The organism is Flavobacterium sp. A45 (assembly GCF_002001005.1).
In the GTDB taxonomy this organism is placed as follows: domain Bacteria; phylum Bacteroidota; class Bacteroidia; order Flavobacteriales; family Flavobacteriaceae; genus Flavobacterium.
Genome location: NZ_MUNX01000090.1, coordinates 37,397 through 57,918 on the forward strand (window position 1 = coordinate 37,397; position 20,522 = coordinate 57,918).

A 20,522-nucleotide genomic window follows, 5' to 3' on the forward strand; every position below is an offset into this window, starting at 1 on the left:
TTTTTAAAAGTTTAATGACCTAAACGTTTTCCTTTGAACAGCAATACATCAAAATATATTTTAGCCTTATTTTTAGTATCTTTCTTGATAGCTTGTTCTACCAAGAGAGATACTTTTTTGGCTAGAAATTCCCACGCATTGAGTACAAAACTCAACATATTGTACAATGGGCAAATTGCTTTAGATAAAGGTGTAAAAGGGATAAACGACAACAGTGTCGAAAATTTTTGGAAACGCTTACCGGTAGAAAAAATGCAAGTCAACGACGATGTGGCTGTTGATGGAAAACCCAAAAACGCCGATTTTGAAGTTGCCGAAGCTAAAGCAACCAAAGCCATTCAAAAGCATTCTATGAATATTGGTGGGCGCGAAAAAAATTATCAAATTGACGAAGCCTATTTATTGCTTGGAAAAGCAAGATATTATGACCAAAGATTCATTCCGGCTTTGGACGCTTTTAATTACATTCTTTATAAATACCCCAACAGCAGTAATATTTATGATGCTAAAATTTGGCGCGAAAAAACCAACGTTCAATTGGGAAATGATGCTTTGGCTATTAAAAACACCTCAAAACTTATTAAGGATAACGATTTAAACAAACAGGAATTTGCCAATGCTAATGCTATTTTAGCAAGCGCCTTTTTGAATATTGAAGAGAAGGACAGCGCAATAGTAAAGCTAAAATTAGCGAATGACTTTACCAAAATCCATGAGGAAAGAGAGCGTTATTCTTTTTTGTTGGGCCAATTGTATGAAGAAGCAGGCCAAAAAGACAGCGCCATTTATTTCTATCAGACGGTTATTGATATGAATAGAAAGGCCGAAAGGAAATTTGTTATTCAGGCCTACGCAAAAAAAGCAAAACTCAATAATTATCAAGGAGAGGACTATGATTTATTTGTCAAAAAATCCAAAAAGATTATGGAAGACAGAGAAAACAGACCCTATTTGGATGTGATTTATCATAGTATTGGAATTTTTTATGACAATAATAATGAGAAAGAATTGGCATTAGATTATTATAATGCTTCTTTGGACACCAAATCACCTGATGCTTATTTGAATGCTTCCAATTATAGAAACATTGGGAATTTATATTTTAAACACACTGATTATCTTTTTGCAGCCAAAAGTTATGATAAGAGTTTGGAATTATTGGATCCAAAAACTAGGGAGTATCTTCAGATTTCTAAAATTAGAAAAAATTTGGACGAGGCAATCGTCAATGAGGCTATTGCCAAACGAAATGACAGTATTATCTACGTTGCTTCTTTGAAGGAACCTGAACAAGTAGTGTATTATGAAAATTATATTCAGAAATTAAAAAGCAGTGATGAGCTTAAAAAACTGCTTGCTGAGAAGCAAAAGAAATTGGAGGACAATATTGCATTAAATGCTGGGACAATTATGCCTAATGATGCAACTACAAATCAACAAGGGCAAGTGGCAAATTCGCCCGCATTTGCTCCGCCTACAGATAACAATGCTACAGCTTCTAATATGTTTTATTTTTATAATCCAAACACGGTTGCTTACGGAAAACTGGAGTTTAAAAAAACATGGGGAAATAGAGCCCAAAATGGCTATTGGAGAGTTTCATCTGGTGCGGGACAAAATCAAAATACAACGGGAAGCGATGCTGTAGTTGAGACTGCAGACAAACCAATCGTTTCGACAGAAGTAAATGAAAAATATACTACAGACTATTATTTAAAACAACTGCCTAAATCACAAACGGCGATAGACAGCATTACCAAAGAAAGAAATGTGATTTATTATCAGTTGGGAGTCATTTATAAAGAAAAATTCAAAGAGTATAATTTGGCTTCTGCTAGATTGGAGCAGTTGTTAATGTATCAACCTGAGGAGAAATTAATTCTTCCTACGAAATACAATTTATATAAGATATACGAAATTACTAATCCGTCGAAAGCAGAATCGATAAAGAATGAGATAATAAGTCAATATCCCAATTCCCGTTATGCTCAAATTATCACCAATTCAAAAACCGATGAGAGCGTGGGTAGTGACAGTCCAGAAGGAGAGTATGAAAGAATATATCGATTGTTTCAGCAGGAATATTTTGCTTCGGTATTGCAGCAAATTGATGGTTTGATCAGCGATTTTTCGGGAGACGCGATAGTGCCAAAATTTGAATTACTGAAAGCATTTACTATTGGAAAACTATATGGATTGGAAGCATATAAAAAAGCGATTGAGTATGTAGCCGATAATTATGCGAATAATAAAGAAGGAAAAGAGGCTATAGAAATTCTTAGAACCCAAATTCCACTTTTGGAAAAAATGAGTTTTAGCACCATAGATAATAAAAACTGGAAAGTTGTTTTTAAAATTGACAAGAACGATACTAAAACTGAAGCTGCCATTGAGAGTAAGGTGATTTTGTTTTTTGCCAATGAAAATGTTGAAAAGTTAAAATACACTTGCGATTCGTATACTGAAAAAGAAAGTTTCATTTCAATTCAAGGTATGCATTCAGAGTCGTATGCCGTTTTTGTAGCAGCTCTTTTTGCCGAAAACGAGAAATACAAAATTAGCCAACCTGGAATTGTTATTTCAAATGAAAACTATAAAATTGTTCAAATAAAGAAAAATATTGAAGAGTTTCTTTCACTAAAAAAACCGTAATTATGTTTGATAAAAAACCAAAATCCTACACAGAACTTTTAGGGAAAACCAATAGAATAGTTGAGGGCACTACAATTCACGGGGACATAATTTCACCAGCCGATTTTAGATTAGACGGTGAACTGATAGGTAATTTTACATCTAACGGAAAATTAGTGATTGGTCCAGCAGGAAGTGTAAAAGGTGACATCATTTGTAATACGGCAGACATAGAGGGAAAATTCGAGGGAAAAATTCAGATTGAGGATATTTTGAATATTAAGGAATCAGCCAGTATTATAGGAGAGGTTATTATAGGTAAATTATCTGTAGAGCCTGGGGCCAATTTCAACGCAACCTGTGTTATGATAACCAAATCTGATAAAAACACTTCAAGTGCCAACGAATAATGACCCAAAAAAGAACAACTACAACAAATGGTTGGCCTTAATTAATATCCCAATACAAATGGGTGTTATTATTTTTTTGTTTTCCTATTTAGGAAATTGGTTGGACGAGAACCATCCCAGCACAAAAGTGTATTATGTAAAAGTGCTGGTAATGGTTGGTGTTGTTTTGGCACTTTATAATGTAATTAGACAAGTAAACGAAATCAACAAAAAACAATAAAAAGTATAATGAATCTTAAACAATTGTTTCCCTTTTTGACTTTATTGGGTAGTTCATTCCTATTATACGTAATTCATAAGATGGTTTTCTATGGTTTTAACATCAGAGAAGAACTTTTTCACTATTCTCTAGAAACGCTATATTTGTTTTTCTTTTCTTTATCTGTAATTATTTTCAAAGTTTTATTAATAATAAAAAAAAGAAGTTTTGACAATGTTGGAATGTCATTCCTTCTAGTCACAAGTATAAAGATGGTTTTTTGTTATTTGATTTTGAGGCCATTATTACAAGTACCAAAAACAAGTAATCCTACTGAAAAAATAAATTTTTTCATATTGTTTATTGTCTTTTTAACAATTGAGACCCTTTTTACGATACGCTTAGTAAACGAAAAGCAATAATCAATACCTCAGTGAATCAAATTCTCAAAAAAATACTTTTATATGCTTTTGAGTATTAATAAAAAATGTACCTTTGCACCAAATTTTAGAATCGTTAAAAAATAAGATATTTAAGAGATATGGTGATTTCCAACAAAGCACTTAGATTTATTATAGCGACTTTCGTTATATGTCTTCCTTTTATTAGTATGGCAAATCCTGAAAAGGACACTACAGCTGTTCAAACTGTAGTAGCACATGAAGGTGCAGAAGCAAGCCACGAAGCACATGCTGAACCAACAGATGTGAAATCTGAAATTAAAGAATTTATCAATCATCACCTTTTAGACGCTCACGATTTTACTTTCAGTGCCAATAAGGAAACTGGAGAACATTATGGTTTTTCTTTACCAATTATTCTTTGGGATAATGGCATTCAATTTTTTATGTCTTCAGCGTTTCACCACGGACCAGCAGAAGGCGTTGCAGAACACAACGGGAATTTCTACAAATTACACCACGAAAAGATTTATAAAACGGATGCTGCAGGTACTTTAACCGAAGAGCACGGTCACCCAACAAATGTTAGACCTCTGGATTTATCAATTACCAAAAGTGTTGTTGGAATTATATCAGTAGCAATACTAATGTTTTTATTATTTGCAGGTTTAGCTAAATCATATGCTAAAAATGGAGGAATTGCTTCAGGAGCTGGACGTTTCTTTGAGCCAATAGTAATTTATGTTAGAGATGAAATTGCTATTCCAAACATAGGTGAAAAAGGATACAAGAAATACATGAGTTATTTATTGACTATATTTTTCTTTATTTTATTCTTAAACCTTTTAGGATTAACGCCGCTAGGTTTCAACGTAACTGGTAATATTGCTATTACAGCTTCATTGGCTTTGTTAACTTATTTGATTACTACTTTTACAGCTAATAAAAATTACTGGGGACATATTTTCTGGATGCCAGGTGTGCCAACTCCAATGAAATTTATTTTGGCGCCAATTGAATTACTAGGAACTATTATCAAACCATTTTCATTAATGATTCGTTTGTATGCTAATATTTTAGCTGGACACGTAGTATTGATGAGCATCATTGGGTTGATGTTTATTTTCAAAAGCTGGATTGGAAGTTCATTGTCATTTGGATTGGCATTTGCACTTTCTATACTAGAAATATTAGTAGCGTTTTTACAAGCATATATTTTCACGATGTTATCTGCACTTTATTTTGGAGCAGGTAACGAAGAGCACCATCACGAAGAAGCTCATCACTAAAAGTTAGAAATTAGAAGTGAGAAGTTGGAAATAAATTCTAACCTCGAATTTCTTACCTCTAACCTCAAATTGAATGTTTAATTTTTAATATATATATTATGCAAATTCCAACTATTGTAGGAGCAGGATTAATTGTAATCGGAGCAGGTTTAGGTATTGGTAGAATCGGTGGTTCAGCAATGGACGCTATCGCTCGTCAACCAGAAGCTTCTGGAAAAATCCAAACAGCTATGCTTATTGCAGCTGCACTTATTGAAGGTATTGGTTTCGCTGCGTTATTCGCTGCTTAATTAAACTTAAAAACAATGGTTGCAACGGTTGGTTGCAACTATTGTTTTAAATTAAAACATTAAAATTAAATAATAAGGTATAAAATGGATAAGTTAATAAATGATTTTTCGTTTGGTTTGTTTATTTGGCAAGTATTAATATTTGTTGGGTTAATTCTTTTATTGAAAAAATTCGCTTGGAAACCAATTCTTGATGCTGTAAACGATAGAGAAGAAGGAATTAAAAATGCTTTGCTTTCTGCTGAAAATGCTAGAAAAGAAATGCAAAATTTACAAGCAGACAACCAACGTATTTTGCAAGAAGCAAGAGTAGAGCGTGACAACATGCTTAAAGATGCTCGTGAAATGAAAGACAAAATGGTTGATGATGCAAAAACTGAAGCTCAAGCTCAAGGTCAAAAAATGATCGAACAAGCTAAGGCTGCTATTGAAAGCGAGAAAAATGCAGCTATGGCTGAATTGAAATTACACGTTTCTACATTATCTCTTAGCATTGCTGAAAAAATATTAAAAGATGAACTATCTAACAAAGAAGCTCAAACTAAATTGGTTGAGAAATTGTTAGGTGACGTTAAATTGAACTAATCATGGCAAGTACTAGAGCAGCAATTCGTTATGCAACCGCAATTTTAGATTTATCCAATTCAAAAGGGGTATCTGAAGCTGTGAATAATGACATGAAATCTATTGCTTCAACGATTAAGGGGAATGAGGAATTGAGTACTTTTATTCAAAACCCAACCATTAAAGTAGAAGTGAAAGAGAAAGCACTTTTAGAAGTTTTTGCTTCTGTTGATAATGTAACTAAGGGTTTGCTTCATTTGTTATTTGAAAACAAAAGATTCGAAATTCTGGATGTTATCGCTGCAGAGTATAGCAAATTGTTCGATATCATGAATAATGTTGAAGTAGCAAAAGTAACTACAGCTGTTACTATGGATGCTGCGCTTGAAGCTAAAGTTTTGGCTAAAATAGCAACACTTTCTGATAAAAAAATTACAATTGAAAACATTGTAGATCCTGCTATCATTGGAGGATTTATATTAAGAATAGGTGATCAGCAGTATAACGCTTCTGTTGCCAACAGATTACAAGTATTAAAAAGAGAGTTAAGTAATTAGTTTTATTACACATTAGTGTCTAAATTATAAATTAAGATGGCGGAAATTAAACCTGCTGAAATATCAGCAATATTAAGAAAGCAAGTAGAAGGTTTTGAATCTGGTGCTACGCTAGAGGAAGTAGGAACGGTGCTTCAAGTTGGAGATGGTATTGCTCTTATTTATGGGCTATCAAATGTTCAATACGGTGAATTAGTTGAATTCGAAAACGGATTAGAGGCTATCGTTTTGAACCTTGAACAAGACAATGTTGGGGTGGTTCTTTTAGGACCTTCAACAGGAATCAAAGAAGGATCTACTGCAAAAAGAACACAACGTATTGCTTCCCTTAAAACAGGAGAAGGAATGGTAGGACGTGTAGTGAACACTCTTGGTTTTCCAATTGATGGAAAAGGACCAATCGGTGGTGAATTATTCGAAATGCCTTTGGAAAGAAAAGCTCCTGGAGTTATCTTCCGTCAACCGGTAACTGAGCCTTTGCAAACAGGGGTAAAAGCGGTTGATGCTATGATCCCAGTTGGTCGTGGACAACGTGAGCTTGTTATTGGTGACCGTCAAACAGGTAAATCAACTGTTTGTATTGATACCATCTTAAATCAAAAAGAATTTTACGATGCTGGGAAACCAGTATTCTGTATCTATGTTGCAATTGGTCAAAAAGCTTCTACTGTTGCAGGAATTGCAAAAATGTTAGAAGAAAAAGGAGCAATGGCTTATACAGTGATCGTTGCTGCAAATGCTTCTGATCCAGCTCCAATGCAAGTTTACGCTCCTTTCGCAGGTGCTGCTATTGGAGAATATTTTAGAGATTCTGGTCGTCCAGCTTTAATTGTTTATGATGATTTATCTAAACAAGCAGTTGCATACCGTGAGGTTTCTCTTTTATTAAGAAGACCACCGGGACGTGAAGCATATCCTGGAGACGTTTTCTACTTACACTCTCGTTTATTAGAGCGCGCTTGTAAAGTGATTGCTGATGATGGAATTGCAAAAGACATGAACGATTTACCAGATTCTTTAAAAGGAATCGTAAAAGGTGGAGGTTCTTTGACTGCATTGCCAATTATCGAAACACAAGCAGGTGACGTATCAGCATATATCCCTACAAACGTAATTTCGATTACAGATGGTCAAATTTTCTTGGATGGAGATTTGTTTAACTCAGGGGTTCGTCCAGCGATTAACGTAGGTATTTCAGTATCTCGTGTTGGAGGTAATGCTCAAATTAAATCAATGAAAAAAGTAGCAGGTACTTTGAAATTAGATCAAGCGCAATTCCGTGAATTGGAAGCGTTTGCTAAATTTGGTTCTGACCTTGATGCTGTTACATTGAACGTAATTGAAAAAGGAAAAAGAAACGTTGAAATCTTGAAACAAGGTTTGAATGACCCTTATACTGTTGAAGACCAAGTTGCAATTATCTATGCTGGATCTAAAAACTTATTGAGAAATGTTCCTGTGAATAAAGTGAAAGAATTTGAGAAAGATTTCTTGGAATTCTTGAACAACAAACACAGAGCTACTCTTGATGCTTTGAAAGCAGGAAAATTAACAGATGAAATTACAGACGTACTTGAAACTGTTGCAAAAGAAATTTCAGCGAAATATAACTAAAAAGTACTAAGTAATGAGTATTAAGTATTAAGATTTTCTTGGTACTTAATACTTGATACTTAAATCTTAATACTTACAAAAAAATGGCAAATTTAAAGGAAATCCGTAATAGAATTACTTCCATTTCATCAACGATGCAAATTACATCGGCAATGAAAATGGTTTCTGCAGCAAAGCTAAAGAAAGCACAAGATGCGATCACAGCAATGCGCCCTTATGCCGAAAAATTAACGGAATTATTACAAAATCTTTCAGCTTCTCTTGATGGAGATGTTGGTGGAGAATTTACTACACAGCGTGAGGTAAAAAAAGTTTTAATTGTTGCCATCACTTCTAATAGAGGTTTGTGTGGTGCTTTTAATACAAATGTAATTAAGGAAGCTAAAAACCGTTCTGAATATTATGCTGGTAAGCAAGTAGATATTTTTGCTATCGGTAAAAAAGGAAACGATATTTTATCAAAAACTTTGACAGTAATTGATAATCAAAGTTCAATTTTTGATCATTTAACTTTTGATAATGTGGCTGCTATAGCAGAAACGTTAACTCAAAAATTTGTTGCGGGTGAATATGACAGAATAGAATTGGTTTACAATCAATTTAAAAATGCCGCTACTCAAATTGTACAAACTGAACAATTTTTGCCATTAGCGCCTATTCAATCAGACAAACCAGTTTCAACAGGAGATTACATTTTTGAACCTGCAAAGGAAGAAATTGTGATGACATTAATCCCAAAAGCGTTGAAAACACAATTATACAAAGGTATTCGTGATTCATTCGCTTCAGAGCACGGAGCACGTATGACTGCAATGCACAAAGCAACAGACAACGCAACCGACTTGAGAGATCAATTGAAATTAACTTACAATAAAGCACGTCAGGCAGCTATTACTAACGAAATCCTTGAGATTGTTGGTGGAGCTGAAGCTTTGAAAGGATAATTTATAAAATGCATAAAATGAAAAAAGAGCCATTTGGCTCTTTTTTTATGCTTTGTTTTTAAAGGAACAAATAGCTTTATAATCCTTCTGCTCTATGTTTAAGGGTGAATCTAGCTTTTCCCTAGGCTTTTTTTTGAGGGAACAATTAGCTTTATAAACCCTATGCTCTGTTTTGTGGGGATCAATTAGCTTTATAAACCCCTTATTTAAATTTTATTTTACAAATATCATTCATTAAGAGGGTTTACACAATACCCACTTTTGGTGATATTTCAATAAATTTTATTGACTTTTCTGAATGGTTCTTTTTTGTTTATTTTTGTTTTATCTATTTTTAAATTCTATTCAATTGAAACTCGTCGAACTCATTACCGTCCCAGAAATGCTCGCTCAGATTGAAGTGATGCAACATTTGTATCCCAAACTCACTTTAGAAAAGTATGAATCATACTTGCAGGAAATGGTTCCTCATAATTACAAACAAGTGGCGGTTTTTGAAAATGATACTTGCGTTGGTCTTTCTGGTTTTTGGACAGCAATTAAACTTTGGACTGGTAAGTATATAGAAATTGATAATTTTATTGTACATTCTGAACATCGCTCAAAAGGAATTGGTAAGATGATGACTGATTATATTGATGTAAAAGCCCGAGCAGAAGGATGCACTGCTATTGTTTTGGATGCTTTCACAGGAAACTTTACAGCGCATCGTTTTTATTACAATCAAGGGTATGAACCAAGGGGTTTTCATTTTTTGAAAATGCTAAATGAAGATGGATTAACATAATCACAATTTCATTTTTGAAACTTTATTCAACAGTAAAACTCCAAAAGTAACCAAAGAATTGGTTATTTTTGTTTTATAATAATTAACAGAAAATTAATTTTGGGATTATATAAAAAGCTTTTTAAACAAACGGCCATATATGGGCTTGCCACAGTAATACCAAGGATGTTCAGCTTTTTGCTGGTACCGCTCTATACGGGACTATTGCCTCAAGCGGAGTACGGAAAAGTATCCATCATTTTTGCTTGGATGATTTTTTTCAATGTTATTCTGGCATATGGTATGGAAACTGCTTTTTTCAGATTTTATAATGCCGAGAAAAATAAGGATAGTGTGGTCGAAACGACAACCGTTTCCATTTTCTGGTCCACAATCCTTTTCGTTTTTATAGCGTTATTGTTTCGAAACTCTTTGGCGCTTTGGTCTGGAGTCGATACGCAATACATCACTTATTCCATTTGGATTTTAGCGTTAGATGCTTTAGTTATTGTGCCTTTTTCTAAGTTGAGAGCCAATCAAAAACCTAAATTTTATGCCTTAATCAAAATCGGGAATGTTCTGGTCAATCTATCTTTCAATTTATTTTTTTTACTGTATTTGCCAAGTGTTTCTGTATCGCAACCGGATGGTTTTCTAAGTTCGGTTTATATTGAAAATTTCCAGATTGGGTATATTTTCCTTGCCAATATTATCGCCAGTTTCTTGACTTTTGTTGTCCTTTTCCCTGATTATTTTTCCATTAAATGGAAATTCGATTACGAGCTTTGGAAACGAATGATGCGTTACGGATTACCCATTATGGTAGCCGGAATTGCCTTTGCGATCAACGAACAATCTGATAAAATCCTTTTAGGGTTCTGGTTGCCCGAGAATATTGCGGACGAACAAGTTGGAGTATATTCTGCCTGTTATAAATTGGGACTATTTATGGTTTTGTATAGAACCGCTTATACACTTGGAATCGAGCCTTTCTTTTTTAGTCATGCTTCTAATGAAAATGCGCAACAAACCTATGCGACAGTTACCAAATATTTTGTCATTTTTGGATCTTTTATTTTATTGACAGTAATCGTATTTGCTGATCTTTTGAAACAAATTATGATTCCAAATCCTTCCTATTGGGAAGCTATGAAAGTGGTTCCGCTGATTATTTTGGCCAATTTTTTCTTGGGGATTTACACCAATCTTTCCGTTTGGTATAAACTCATAGATAAAACCTACGTTGGAGCCTATATTTCTATAGCTGGAGCAGTAGTAACTCTGGTATTAAACTACTTATTGATTCCAAAATACAGCTATTACGGTTCGGCAATTGCTACAATTTCGGCTTATGGAAGCATGATGTTCATTTCCTATTATCTCGGAAATAAGTATTACCCAATTCCTTACGACAAGAAAAAAATTGTTGGCTACCTTGGTTTATCCACAGGTTTCTCATGTATTTCTTTTTATGGTTTTAATGGAAATTATTTTATTGGGATATCACTTTTGGCAATATTTATGGGCTTTATCTATTATAATGAAAAAGAAACACTTTTACGAATTTTAAAACGTCCAACTAAAAATTAGGAGCTATTTCCTGCTATCCGTTACAATCTTGTTGGCCAAACCCCGACCAACAAGGATTTTCACTACTATCAGGGCTAGGGCATTCCGTAATCAACATATTTTATATTAAAAACAATGACAATAAACATCATCAATAAATCACAGCATGCATTGCCAAATTACGAAACCATTGCCTCTGCAGGAATGGATTTAAGGGCAAATTTAACTCAAGCAATAACTTTGCAACCTTTAGAAAGAACCATAGTAAAAACTGGTCTTTTTATAGAATTGCCAATAGGTTATGAGGCGCAAGTGAGGCCAAGAAGCGGATTGGCTGCCAAAAACGGTATAACCGTTCTTAATGCTCCCGGAACAGTCGATGCCGATTATAGAGGCGAAATTGGAGTAATTTTAGTAAATTTATCCAATGATCCATTTGTTATAGAAAACGGAGAACGAATTGCACAACTCATCATCGCCAAACACGAACGAGCCGATTGGATTGAAGTACAGGAATTAACCGAAACTTCAAGAGGTGCAGGTGGATTTGGAAGTACAGGAGTGAAGTAAGTATTCAGTACTCAGTTTTTAGTGTTCAGTCCTAGTGTAGCGGTCAAGAAACATGTAAAAAAATTAATTAAAAATCTGTGGGAATCGGTTTAATCCGTTTAATCTGTGGCTAAAATAAAACAGTAATATCTTCGTGAACTTTGCGAAAACCTTCGCGACTTTGCGGTTAAATAACCAATGAAAATGAAAATAATAGTACCAATGGCTGGACGTGGTTCCAGATTAAGACCTCATACATTAACTATTCCTAAGCCGTTAATTCCGGTTGCAGGAAAACCAATCGTACACCGTTTGGTCGAAGATATTGCTGGTGTTTTGAATCAGCCAATCGAAGAAATTGCATTTGTAATTCACGAAAGTTTTGGCCAAAAAGTAGAAGAAGATTTAATCGCAATTGCTCAAAAGCTAGGAGCCAAAGGGACTATTTATTATCAAAACGAAGCACTTGGAACGGGTCACGCCATTATGTGTGCCAAAGATTCTTTGAGCGGACCAGCCGTAATTGCGTATGCAGATACTTTAATTCGAGCTAAGTTTGATTTGGACGCCAATGCAGACAGTGTAATTTGGGTAAAACAAGTAGATCAGCCTGAAGCTTTTGGTGTGGTGAATTTAAATGGCGCTAACGAAATAATCGAATTAGTTGAAAAACCAAAAGAATTTGTTTCTGATCTTGCCGTTATCGGAATTTATTATTTCAAAGATGTTGCCGTTTTAAAAAATGAACTTCAATCAGTGTTGGATAACAACATAATTCATGGAGGAGAATATCAGATTAATGACGGTATAAAACAAATGATGGCCAAAGGCATGAAATTTGTTCCAGGAAAAGTGGATGAGTGGATGGATTGTGGAAACAAAGATGTTACTGTAGAAACCAATTCCAGAATGTTAGGATTTCTTCAAAGTGACGGAATTAATTTGGTTGATGAAAGTGTTAAGTTAGAGAATTCAACTATTATTCCACCTTGCTATATTGGAAAAAATGTAATTTTAATCAATGCAACCGTGGGACCAAATGTATCTTTGGGTGATGCCTGTCATGTACAAAACAGTACAATACAAAACAGTTTGGTTCAAACGCATTCGCATATAAAAAACGCCAATTTAGACAATGCGATGATTGGAAATCACGCTAGTTTTGATGGGAGTTTCACTAGTATAAGTATTGGAGATTACTCGGTTTTAGAATAATTTTAGAACAAATATTTAAAAAAAATCAAGCAGCATTATTTAAGTTTTTATTATGCTGCTTTGTTGTTTTTTTAATTTATTTTGCAAAGGAGAACAATACGGTTGATTTTGTTCCAAAAGACTTCTTTTTCGATGAAAAAAAAATGGACTTTCATATTCGCTTTTTCTGTTTTGCTGGGCAATGCTGTTACGGTATTGGCACAAACAGAACCTGAGGAAATCAAAGTGGAAGGAGATAAATTTCAAGATTTTTTCTATGAATCCATTTTTCAAAAAAGCATTGAAAATTATGATAAATCATTAGTCGCATTGGAACAATGTTTAAAATTGAAACCCAATGATGCTACCATTTATTTTGAAATGGGTAAGAATTATCAATATTCTAAAGATTATAAAAATGCCTATTCTTCATATGAGCATGCCACTCAAATTGATCCCAACAATAAATGGTTTTGGGTAGGACTGTATGATGTGTGTTATGAAACCAAAGATTTCAATCAAGCAATAGTTTTTGTCAATAAAATCATCCCTTTTGACGCAGAATATAAAGAAGATTTGGTTTCTCTTTATATGGCAACGAAACAATACGATAAAGCGTTGGCGGGAATCAATGAGTTGAACGAAAAGGTTGGGAAAACAGAGAGAAGGGAAATGTATAAAATGGAAATCTTGTCTGAAGGAAAATATCAAAGTTCAGAGATTGATAATTTAAAAGCACAGATTGAGAGTAAACCAAAAGAAGAGGCAAATTATATTGCTTTAATTTTTTTGTATTCCAATAATAATGACGAAGAAAAGGCAATGGAAGTTGCCAAAAAATTAGAAAAAGAAATTCCTGAGTCTGTTTGGGCACAAGTAAGTTTGTTCAAAAGTTATATCGAAAATAACGATGGTGTCAATGCGGTAAAATCGATGAATATGGTTTTGGCAAGTTCCAAAATTGATATCAAAATTAAGCACCGAATTCTGAATGAATTTTTACTTTTTGCTAATGCAAATACGCAATTTGTACCAGATTTGGATACAGCTATCGGTTATTTTAAAAATGAAAAGACAATCAATGTTGCCAAGGAAATAGGAAAGTTTTATCATAATAAAAAGCAATGGGTGCAGGCGATTAAATATTATGAGTTATCCGAGAAAAATAGTTCAGATGTTGATTTGGAGACCAATATGCTTTGGCTACAAGCCAATACCGAACTCAAACAATTTGAACCTGTTGTCAAAAAAGCCATGACAATGATTGACACGTATCCTGCCGAACCACAGTTTTATTATTATGCAGGAATGGCCAATAATCAATTGCAATTGTTCAAGAAAGCAAAAGATATTCTTGAAATGGGTTTAGATTATGTTGTGGAAAATAAAAATTTAGAAATCAATTTCAATATACAACTGGGAGAAGCCTTTAGTGGCTTAGGAGATGCAAGCAAAAAAGAATTATATTTCAATAAAGCCAATCAATTATTAAAAGAAAAAAAATAATGAATCGATTTCTAGTAAGAGTACTTTTTGTTTTTATGATTTGCTTAAGCAGTTCACTAACATTGGTGTCCTGTAAAGCAAAGGCAAAAGTCGCGAATGTGAGTAAAAGTACTGATACAAATCGGATGACAGCAGAGCGAATTATAGAAAATTACTATGCCAACAAAAACGATTTTAATACATTATATATAAAATCAAATGTAAAATACAGTGATGAAAAACAAACTCAAAATTTAACAGCCGAAATTAAGATTAAAAAGAATGAACAAATTTTGGTAAGTATTCGTTTTCTTGGGATTACTATGGCCAAGGCCTTGATAACGCCAACTAAAGTAAGTTATTATGAGAAACTGAATGCCAGTTATTTTGAAGGGGATTTTAGTACATTGAGCAAATGGCTTGGCACAGATTTGGATTTTAATAAAGTGCAAAATATCTTGCTTGGACAGGCAATGGATGATTTAACCAAAGGGAATTACAAAGATTCGTTAGTTGACCAAACGTATCGATTGGAAAATATTTCGAATGACAACACTAAGAAGTTTTTCTTTTTTAACAAAGAAAAATTTTTGTTAAACAAGCAAGAGATTGCCCAAATTATCGAAAACAGAAAGATAGAGGTGTCTTATTCGGATTATAAAATGTATAATGAATCCCCAATTCCATCAGATATTGCCATTAATGCCGAACAGGAAAAAGGCAAAACAGAGATTAAATTAGGGTATAATACTATAACCATAAATGAAGAACTCACTTTTCCGTATAGTGTTCCAAATGGTTATCAAAGAATTTTAATTAAGTAAATTTGAACAAATATAATTGTAAGATGCGAAAATTTCTCTTAGGTCTTTTTTTTGTATGCACCACTTCAGTAATGTGGGGGCAGGAATCGCAACAAGAAAAATTAGAAAAGCGTAAAGCCGAAATTCAACAGGAAATTTTGGCTAATGAAAAATTATTGCAATCGGTAAAGAAAAAAGAAAAATCGGCCGTTAATGTGATTGTTTTGCAAAACAATAAAATAAAACTGAAAGAAAAATTGATTTATACTACAGCGAAACAGACTAAGATTCTGAGCAATGATATGTATATTAATCAAATGAAAATAAACAAACTCAATAGAGAATTGGTGATTCTTAAAGAGGATTATGCCAAAATGATTGTGAAATCATACAAAAGCAGATCTGAACAGAGCCGAGCTATGTTTTTATTGTCATCTGAGAATTTTTTGCAGGCTTACAAAAGAGCTCAGTATATGAAGCAATATACGAGTTATAGAAAAATGCAGGGTGAAGAAATTAAATCCAAAACGGATGAACTTTTAGGATTTAATGAAAGGCTTAATGTTCAAAAAGCAGCCAAAAAGAAATTATTGGCTGAAAACACAAAAGAAAAATTGTCTCTTGAAAAAGAAAAGAGAGAACAATTAAAGTTGGTGAATTCAATCAAAAAAGACAAGAAGAAAATCACAGCCGAAATTAAAAGAAAACAGCAGGAATCGCGAGCGATTGACCGTCAAATAGATCGTTTGATTCGAGAAGCCATTGCAACTGCTAATAGAAAAGCCGCGAGCGAAAATGCCAAAGCCAATCCAAATGCTCCTGTGACAGCCTATACTTCGTCAAAAATTGTACTAACAGCCGAATCCAAAATATTGGCAGATAATTTTAGGGCCAATAGAGGAAAACTACCTTGGCCTGTTGAAAAAGGATTTGTATCACTAGGATTTGGGGATCAACCCCATCCGGTTTATCCAAACCTTGTGATTCACAATAGCGGAGTAGAAATCACCACAGAACAAGGGTCAAATGCGAGAGCCGTTTTTGGTGGAGAAGTGACCAGCGTTATCGTTTTGTCACCAGTGAATAAAGCCGTAATGATTCAGCATGGAGATTGTTTCACGGTATATCAAAATTTAAGTTCCGTTTTTGTTAGCAAAGGAGAGAAAGTAAATATTAAACAAAGTTTAGGAAAAATAAGAACCAATGGCGAAGGAAAAACGATCATAAAGTTCACTATTTCACAAAACACAACCTACAACAATCCAGCATCTTGGTTGTATAATATGTAGTTTTGTAATAACAAAAGCTGCACTAATTTATTTTTGTAAAAATAAATTAGTGCAGCTTTTTAATAAAATCATTCATTAAGTTTGCACCTTTATATATAATCTGCGATGTTAAAATATTTTCTGAGTTTTATTTTTCTAATAACAACGACTTTACTTTGGAGTCAAGATAATCAACAAAAAAAATTAGAAGAGCGTAAAGTCAAAATCCAACAAGAGATTAGGGAGAACGAAACCAAACTTCAAACGGTAAAGAAGAAAGAAAAAACGGCGACCAAAGCGATAGTTTTACAGAGTAATAAAATCAAACTTAAGGAAGAATTGATTGCCACTACCGAAAAACAAAAATCACTTCTAGGTAATTCAATAACTGTCAATCAAGCACAAATTGCAAAATTAGAAAAGGAGTTGGAATTGCTTAAAGCAGATTATGCAAAAATGATTATTCAATCCTATAAAAGCCGTTCTGAAGAAAGCCGTGCGATGTTTTTACTGTCATCAGAAAGTTTTTTTCAAGCTTATAAAAGGGCTCAGTATATGAAACAGTATACTAACTACAGACGCTTACAAGGGCAAGAAATAAAGTCCAAAACCAATGTGCTTTATACGTTTAATGCCAAATTGGATGTTCAAAAAAGCGAAAAGGAACAACTCATTGCCGAAAATGATAAAGAGCGATTGTCTTTGGAAAAAGAGAAGCTGGAACAAGTAAAATTGGTAGAGTCTTTGAAGAAAGATAAAAAGAAAATTATTGCCGAAATAAAGAAAAAACAACAAGAATCTAAATCTATTGACAAAAAAATAGACAAATTAATTCGTGCAGCCATTGCCGAAGCCAATAGAAAAGCAGCTATAGAAAAAGCAGCAAAAGAGAAAGCAAAAGCTGATGCTATTGCAAAAGCGAATGCACTGGCAAAAGCCAAAGCTTTAGAAAAGAAAAAAGAAATAGAAAAGGCTAATGCATTGGCAGCTGCAAAAGCAAAAGCAGCATCTAAACCAGCTCCAAAACCAATTCCGATTCCAAAAGAAGTGGAAAAAGCCATTGCTAAAGTTGAGCCAGCATCTGAGCCAGTAAAATCGGTCTCATCAACTAAAATAGAACTATCATCGGATGGAAAAGTCGATTCAGATAATTTTAAAGCGAATAGAGGCAAATTGCCTTGGCCTGTCGAAAGAGGATACATTTCTTTGGGGTTTGGCGATCAAGCGCATCCAGTTTATAAAACATTGGTAATTCACAATAGCGGATTGGAATTTACAACCGATTCCGGTTCCAGCGCCAGAGCTGTTTTTGCAGGGGTTGTGACGAGCGTTATTATTATTTCGCCGGTGAATAAATTGGTGATGCTGCAGCATGGTGATTTTTTTACCATATATCAAAACTTGAGTTCAGTGAATGTATCTAAAGGAGATAATGTGAGCATAAGACAAAGTTTAGGGAAAATTAAAACCAATGGCGATGGGAGAACAATATTAAAATTTGCTATCACCCAAAACACGACTTACACCAACCCGAGGTCTTGGCTAGCGGGTAAATAGCGCGAATAAATTAATAAATTTTAAACATTCTTCTAAAGAATATAATTTATATTTGATAAAATTTAAATTTGAAAACTATGAATTCGAATAACCCTTTTTTAAACAACAAAACATTTTCAACTGCTGTTTCAAGAAAAGACGATGCACAGCAATTCAATGTTATTGATGGAAATCAAGACATGACTTTGGCGGGAACCATCAACAGAACATTAATTCTTTTTTTATTGCTTGTTGCTTCGGCTACGGTAATTTGGTGGGCTACTTTTAATGGGATGAATCCAATAGTTCCGGCATTTGGTGGAGCTATAATTGGATTGATTTTGGTTGTAATCTCAGCATTCAAACCTCAATATTCTCCTTATTTGGCACCAGGTTATGCGCTTTTTGAAGGATTGTTCATCGGAGGAGTTTCAGCTATTTTTGAAGTTCAGTATCCTGGAATTGTAACACAGGCTGTTGGTGCAACTTTTGTCACTTTTGCTGTTTGTCTAGGTTTGTATAAATATAAAATTGTAAAAGTAACCGAGCAATTCAAATCAGTTGTTGTTGCAGCGACCTGTGCCATTGCAACTTATTATTTAATTTCTTGGTTGTTCTCAATGTTTACTAGTTTTACGCCTGTACATTATGGAAACTCTATGATGAGTATTGGTATTAGCGTATTTGTGATCGTAATTGCAGCATTAAACTTGTTCTTGGATTTTGACAGAATTGAAAAAGGAGTAGAGCAAAAAATGCCAAAATTCATGGAATGGTATGGAGCAATGGGTTTAATGATAACTCTAGTGTGGTTGTATATTGAATTTTTGCGATTACTATCCAAACTGTCTAAAAAATAATATTCCAATAATATTTATAAAAATACCCTTCAGAGATGAAGGGTATTTTTTTTGCACAGATTTCGGTTATTAATTTTAGGAGCAGAAAGATTTGGCATTTTTAGCTGGCATTGGTCCCACTATCCACTTCAATCTTGTAGCCCGAACCCCGGGCCACAAGGATTTTCGCTTCTATCGGGGCTAAAGGGAGTTATTCTGTTTTTTTGTCATCATTCAAAAAAGGAAAATAGAAATAATCAAATTCAGTTTTTTATGGATTTATAATGGTATAAAAGGGATTGTAGCCATCAAATCATTAAATTTGCATTCTTATTTAAAGACATGTTAGAAAAAGAAACAATAAATTTCGAAAAAACAGCTATTGTTGGTATTGTTACCCAAAACCAAAGTGAAGAGAAACTCAACGAGTATCTTGATGAATTGGAGTTTTTGACGTTTACCGCTGGAGGTGAAGTGGTGAAACGTTTTTCGCAAAAAATGGAGCGCCCTAATCCTAAAACTTTTGTTGGAACAGGAAAACTAGAAGAGATTTGTCTTTTTGTGAAAGAAAATGATATCTCGACTTTGGTATTTGATGATGAATTATCGCCTTCTCAACAAAAGAATATTTCCAAAATAATAGATTGCAAAATATTAGATCGAACTCACCTTATCCTTGATATTTTTGCTCAAAGAGCCGAAACCTCTTATGCTAGAACTCAAGTGGAACTGGCACAATGTCAATATTTATTGCCTAGACTTTCCGGAATGTGGACTCACTTGGAACGCCAAAAAGGAGGTATCGGAATGCGTGGACCTGGAGAAACTGAGATTGAAACAGACAGACGTATCGTACGTGATCGTATAGCTTTATTGAAAGAGAAGATAAAAACTATCGATAAGCAAATGGGTGTGCAGCGCAGTAATCGCGGCGCCATGGTTCGTGTTGCTTTGGTGGGTTATACGAATGTTGGTAAATCGACTTTGATGAATGCGGTAGGGAAAAGCGACGTATTTGTAGAAAACAAGCTTTTTGCAACATTAGATACTACCGTTCGAAAAGTGGTTATTAAGAACTTGCCTTTTTTGTTATCGGATACGGTAGGATTTATTCGAAAATTACCAACTCAATTGGTAGATTCGTTCAAGAGTACATTGGATGAAGTTCGTGAAGCTGATTTATTATTGCATGTTGTCGATATTTCACATCCTGAATTTGAAGATCATATCGAATCGGTAAATCAAACGTTGTTGGATATTAAAGCCCATGACAAACCAGTTATTATGGTTTTCAACAAAATTGATGCCTACAAACATTTAACGATTGATGAAGATGATCTAATGACTGAAAAAACTCCAAGACATTTTACGCTTGAGGAGTGGAAACAGACATGGATGCACCGATTAGGAGAGCAGAATGCTTTATTCATTTCGGCAACCCAAAAAGAAAATTTTGAAGATTTTAGGGAACGTGTTTATGAAGCCGTTCGACAAATTCACATTACCCGTTTTCCATACAATAAATTTTTATATCCAGATTATAAAGATGCCGTGGAGAAAGAGGAAAAAGAAGATGAAGATAATGAATAAGCAAAAAGACCTTTTAGCAAGCAA

Annotated in this window: 19 protein-coding genes; all 19 read left to right on the forward strand. The window is 34.0% G+C overall.

Features of this window, described 5'->3' with window-relative positions:
- Nucleotides 1-33: 33 nt before the first annotated feature.
- The 19 genes from B0E44_RS11215 (at nucleotide 34) to hflX (ending at nucleotide 20,498) form a co-directional block, all read left to right on the forward strand.
- Nucleotides 34-2,652: a gliding motility protein gene (locus B0E44_RS11215; RefSeq protein WP_077374803.1), complete on the forward strand. Its 2,619-nt coding sequence runs from the start codon at nucleotides 34-36 to the stop codon at nucleotides 2,650-2,652.
- Between the two features lie 2 nt (nucleotides 2,653-2,654).
- A complete protein-coding gene (locus tag B0E44_RS11220) occupies nucleotides 2,655-3,041 on the forward strand; it encodes a polymer-forming cytoskeletal protein (protein WP_077374806.1) in 387 nt (128 codons plus the stop codon).
- Complete coding sequence (locus B0E44_RS11225) at nucleotides 3,028-3,261, forward strand: AtpZ/AtpI family protein (RefSeq protein WP_077374809.1); 234 nt, start codon at nucleotides 3,028-3,030, stop codon at nucleotides 3,259-3,261. The genes B0E44_RS11220 and B0E44_RS11225 overlap by 14 nt, the downstream gene beginning before the upstream one ends.
- A gap of 520 nt (nucleotides 3,262-3,781) precedes the next feature.
- Nucleotides 3,782-4,930, forward strand: coding sequence for a F0F1 ATP synthase subunit A (gene atpB, locus B0E44_RS11235; RefSeq protein WP_077374815.1), 1,149 nt, complete (start codon nucleotides 3,782-3,784; stop codon nucleotides 4,928-4,930).
- Between the two features lie 98 nt (nucleotides 4,931-5,028).
- On the forward strand, nucleotides 5,029-5,220 hold the full coding sequence (gene atpE / locus B0E44_RS11240) for an ATP synthase F0 subunit C (RefSeq protein WP_077374818.1): 192 nt from the start codon (nucleotides 5,029-5,031) through the stop codon (nucleotides 5,218-5,220).
- An 84-nt stretch (nucleotides 5,221-5,304) separates the two neighbouring features.
- Nucleotides 5,305-5,805 carry a F0F1 ATP synthase subunit B gene (locus tag B0E44_RS11245; RefSeq protein WP_077374821.1) on the forward strand — a complete coding sequence of 167 codons (501 nt, stop codon included), beginning with the start codon at nucleotides 5,305-5,307 and terminating at the stop codon, nucleotides 5,803-5,805.
- A gap of 2 nt (nucleotides 5,806-5,807) precedes the next feature.
- Entirely contained in the window at nucleotides 5,808-6,341 is a 534-nt protein-coding gene (atpH, locus tag B0E44_RS11250) for an ATP synthase F1 subunit delta (RefSeq protein WP_077374823.1), read from the forward strand.
- Nucleotides 6,342-6,377: 36 nt separating this feature from the next.
- The gene (gene atpA / locus B0E44_RS11255) at nucleotides 6,378-7,955 is read left to right on the forward strand and encodes a F0F1 ATP synthase subunit alpha (RefSeq protein ID WP_077374826.1); all 1,578 of its coding nucleotides are present in this window, start codon (nucleotides 6,378-6,380) and stop codon (nucleotides 7,953-7,955) included.
- Between the two features lie 83 nt (nucleotides 7,956-8,038).
- Entirely contained in the window at nucleotides 8,039-8,899 is an 861-nt protein-coding gene (gene atpG / locus B0E44_RS11260) for an ATP synthase F1 subunit gamma (protein ID WP_077374829.1), read from the forward strand.
- 343 nt (nucleotides 8,900-9,242) lie between these two features.
- Nucleotides 9,243-9,686, forward strand: coding sequence for a GNAT family N-acetyltransferase (locus tag B0E44_RS11265; protein ID WP_077374909.1), 444 nt, complete (start codon nucleotides 9,243-9,245; stop codon nucleotides 9,684-9,686).
- Nucleotides 9,687-9,785: 99 nt separating this feature from the next.
- Nucleotides 9,786-11,255 (forward strand): lipopolysaccharide biosynthesis protein, encoded by a 1,470-nt coding sequence (locus B0E44_RS11270; RefSeq protein ID WP_077374832.1) that lies wholly within the window; start codon nucleotides 9,786-9,788, stop codon nucleotides 11,253-11,255.
- 114 nt (nucleotides 11,256-11,369) lie between these two features.
- Entirely contained in the window at nucleotides 11,370-11,804 is a 435-nt protein-coding gene (dut, locus tag B0E44_RS11275) for a dUTP diphosphatase (RefSeq protein ID WP_077374835.1), read from the forward strand.
- Nucleotides 11,805-11,987: 183 nt separating this feature from the next.
- The gene (locus B0E44_RS11280; RefSeq protein WP_077374912.1) at nucleotides 11,988-12,998 is read left to right on the forward strand and encodes a sugar phosphate nucleotidyltransferase; all 1,011 of its coding nucleotides are present in this window, start codon (nucleotides 11,988-11,990) and stop codon (nucleotides 12,996-12,998) included.
- 132 nt (nucleotides 12,999-13,130) lie between these two features.
- Complete coding sequence (locus B0E44_RS11285; RefSeq protein ID WP_077374838.1) at nucleotides 13,131-14,483, forward strand: lipopolysaccharide assembly protein LapB; 1,353 nt, start codon at nucleotides 13,131-13,133, stop codon at nucleotides 14,481-14,483.
- Complete coding sequence (locus B0E44_RS11290) at nucleotides 14,483-15,286, forward strand: DUF4292 domain-containing protein (RefSeq protein WP_077374841.1); 804 nt, start codon at nucleotides 14,483-14,485, stop codon at nucleotides 15,284-15,286. Before B0E44_RS11285 ends, B0E44_RS11290 begins: the two co-directional genes overlap by 1 nt.
- Before the next feature lie 23 nt (nucleotides 15,287-15,309).
- On the forward strand, nucleotides 15,310-16,554 hold the full coding sequence (locus B0E44_RS11295; RefSeq protein WP_077374844.1) for a murein hydrolase activator EnvC: 1,245 nt from the start codon (nucleotides 15,310-15,312) through the stop codon (nucleotides 16,552-16,554).
- A 105-nt stretch (nucleotides 16,555-16,659) separates the two neighbouring features.
- Nucleotides 16,660-18,090 carry a murein hydrolase activator EnvC gene (locus B0E44_RS11300; RefSeq protein ID WP_077374847.1) on the forward strand — a complete coding sequence of 477 codons (1,431 nt, stop codon included), beginning with the start codon at nucleotides 16,660-16,662 and terminating at the stop codon, nucleotides 18,088-18,090.
- A 77-nt stretch (nucleotides 18,091-18,167) separates the two neighbouring features.
- Nucleotides 18,168-18,929 carry a Bax inhibitor-1/YccA family protein gene (locus B0E44_RS11305; RefSeq protein ID WP_077374850.1) on the forward strand — a complete coding sequence of 254 codons (762 nt, stop codon included), beginning with the start codon at nucleotides 18,168-18,170 and terminating at the stop codon, nucleotides 18,927-18,929.
- 321 nt (nucleotides 18,930-19,250) lie between these two features.
- A complete protein-coding gene (gene hflX, locus B0E44_RS11310; RefSeq protein WP_077374853.1) occupies nucleotides 19,251-20,498 on the forward strand; it encodes a GTPase HflX in 1,248 nt (415 codons plus the stop codon).
- Nucleotides 20,499-20,522 lie beyond the last annotated feature (24 nt).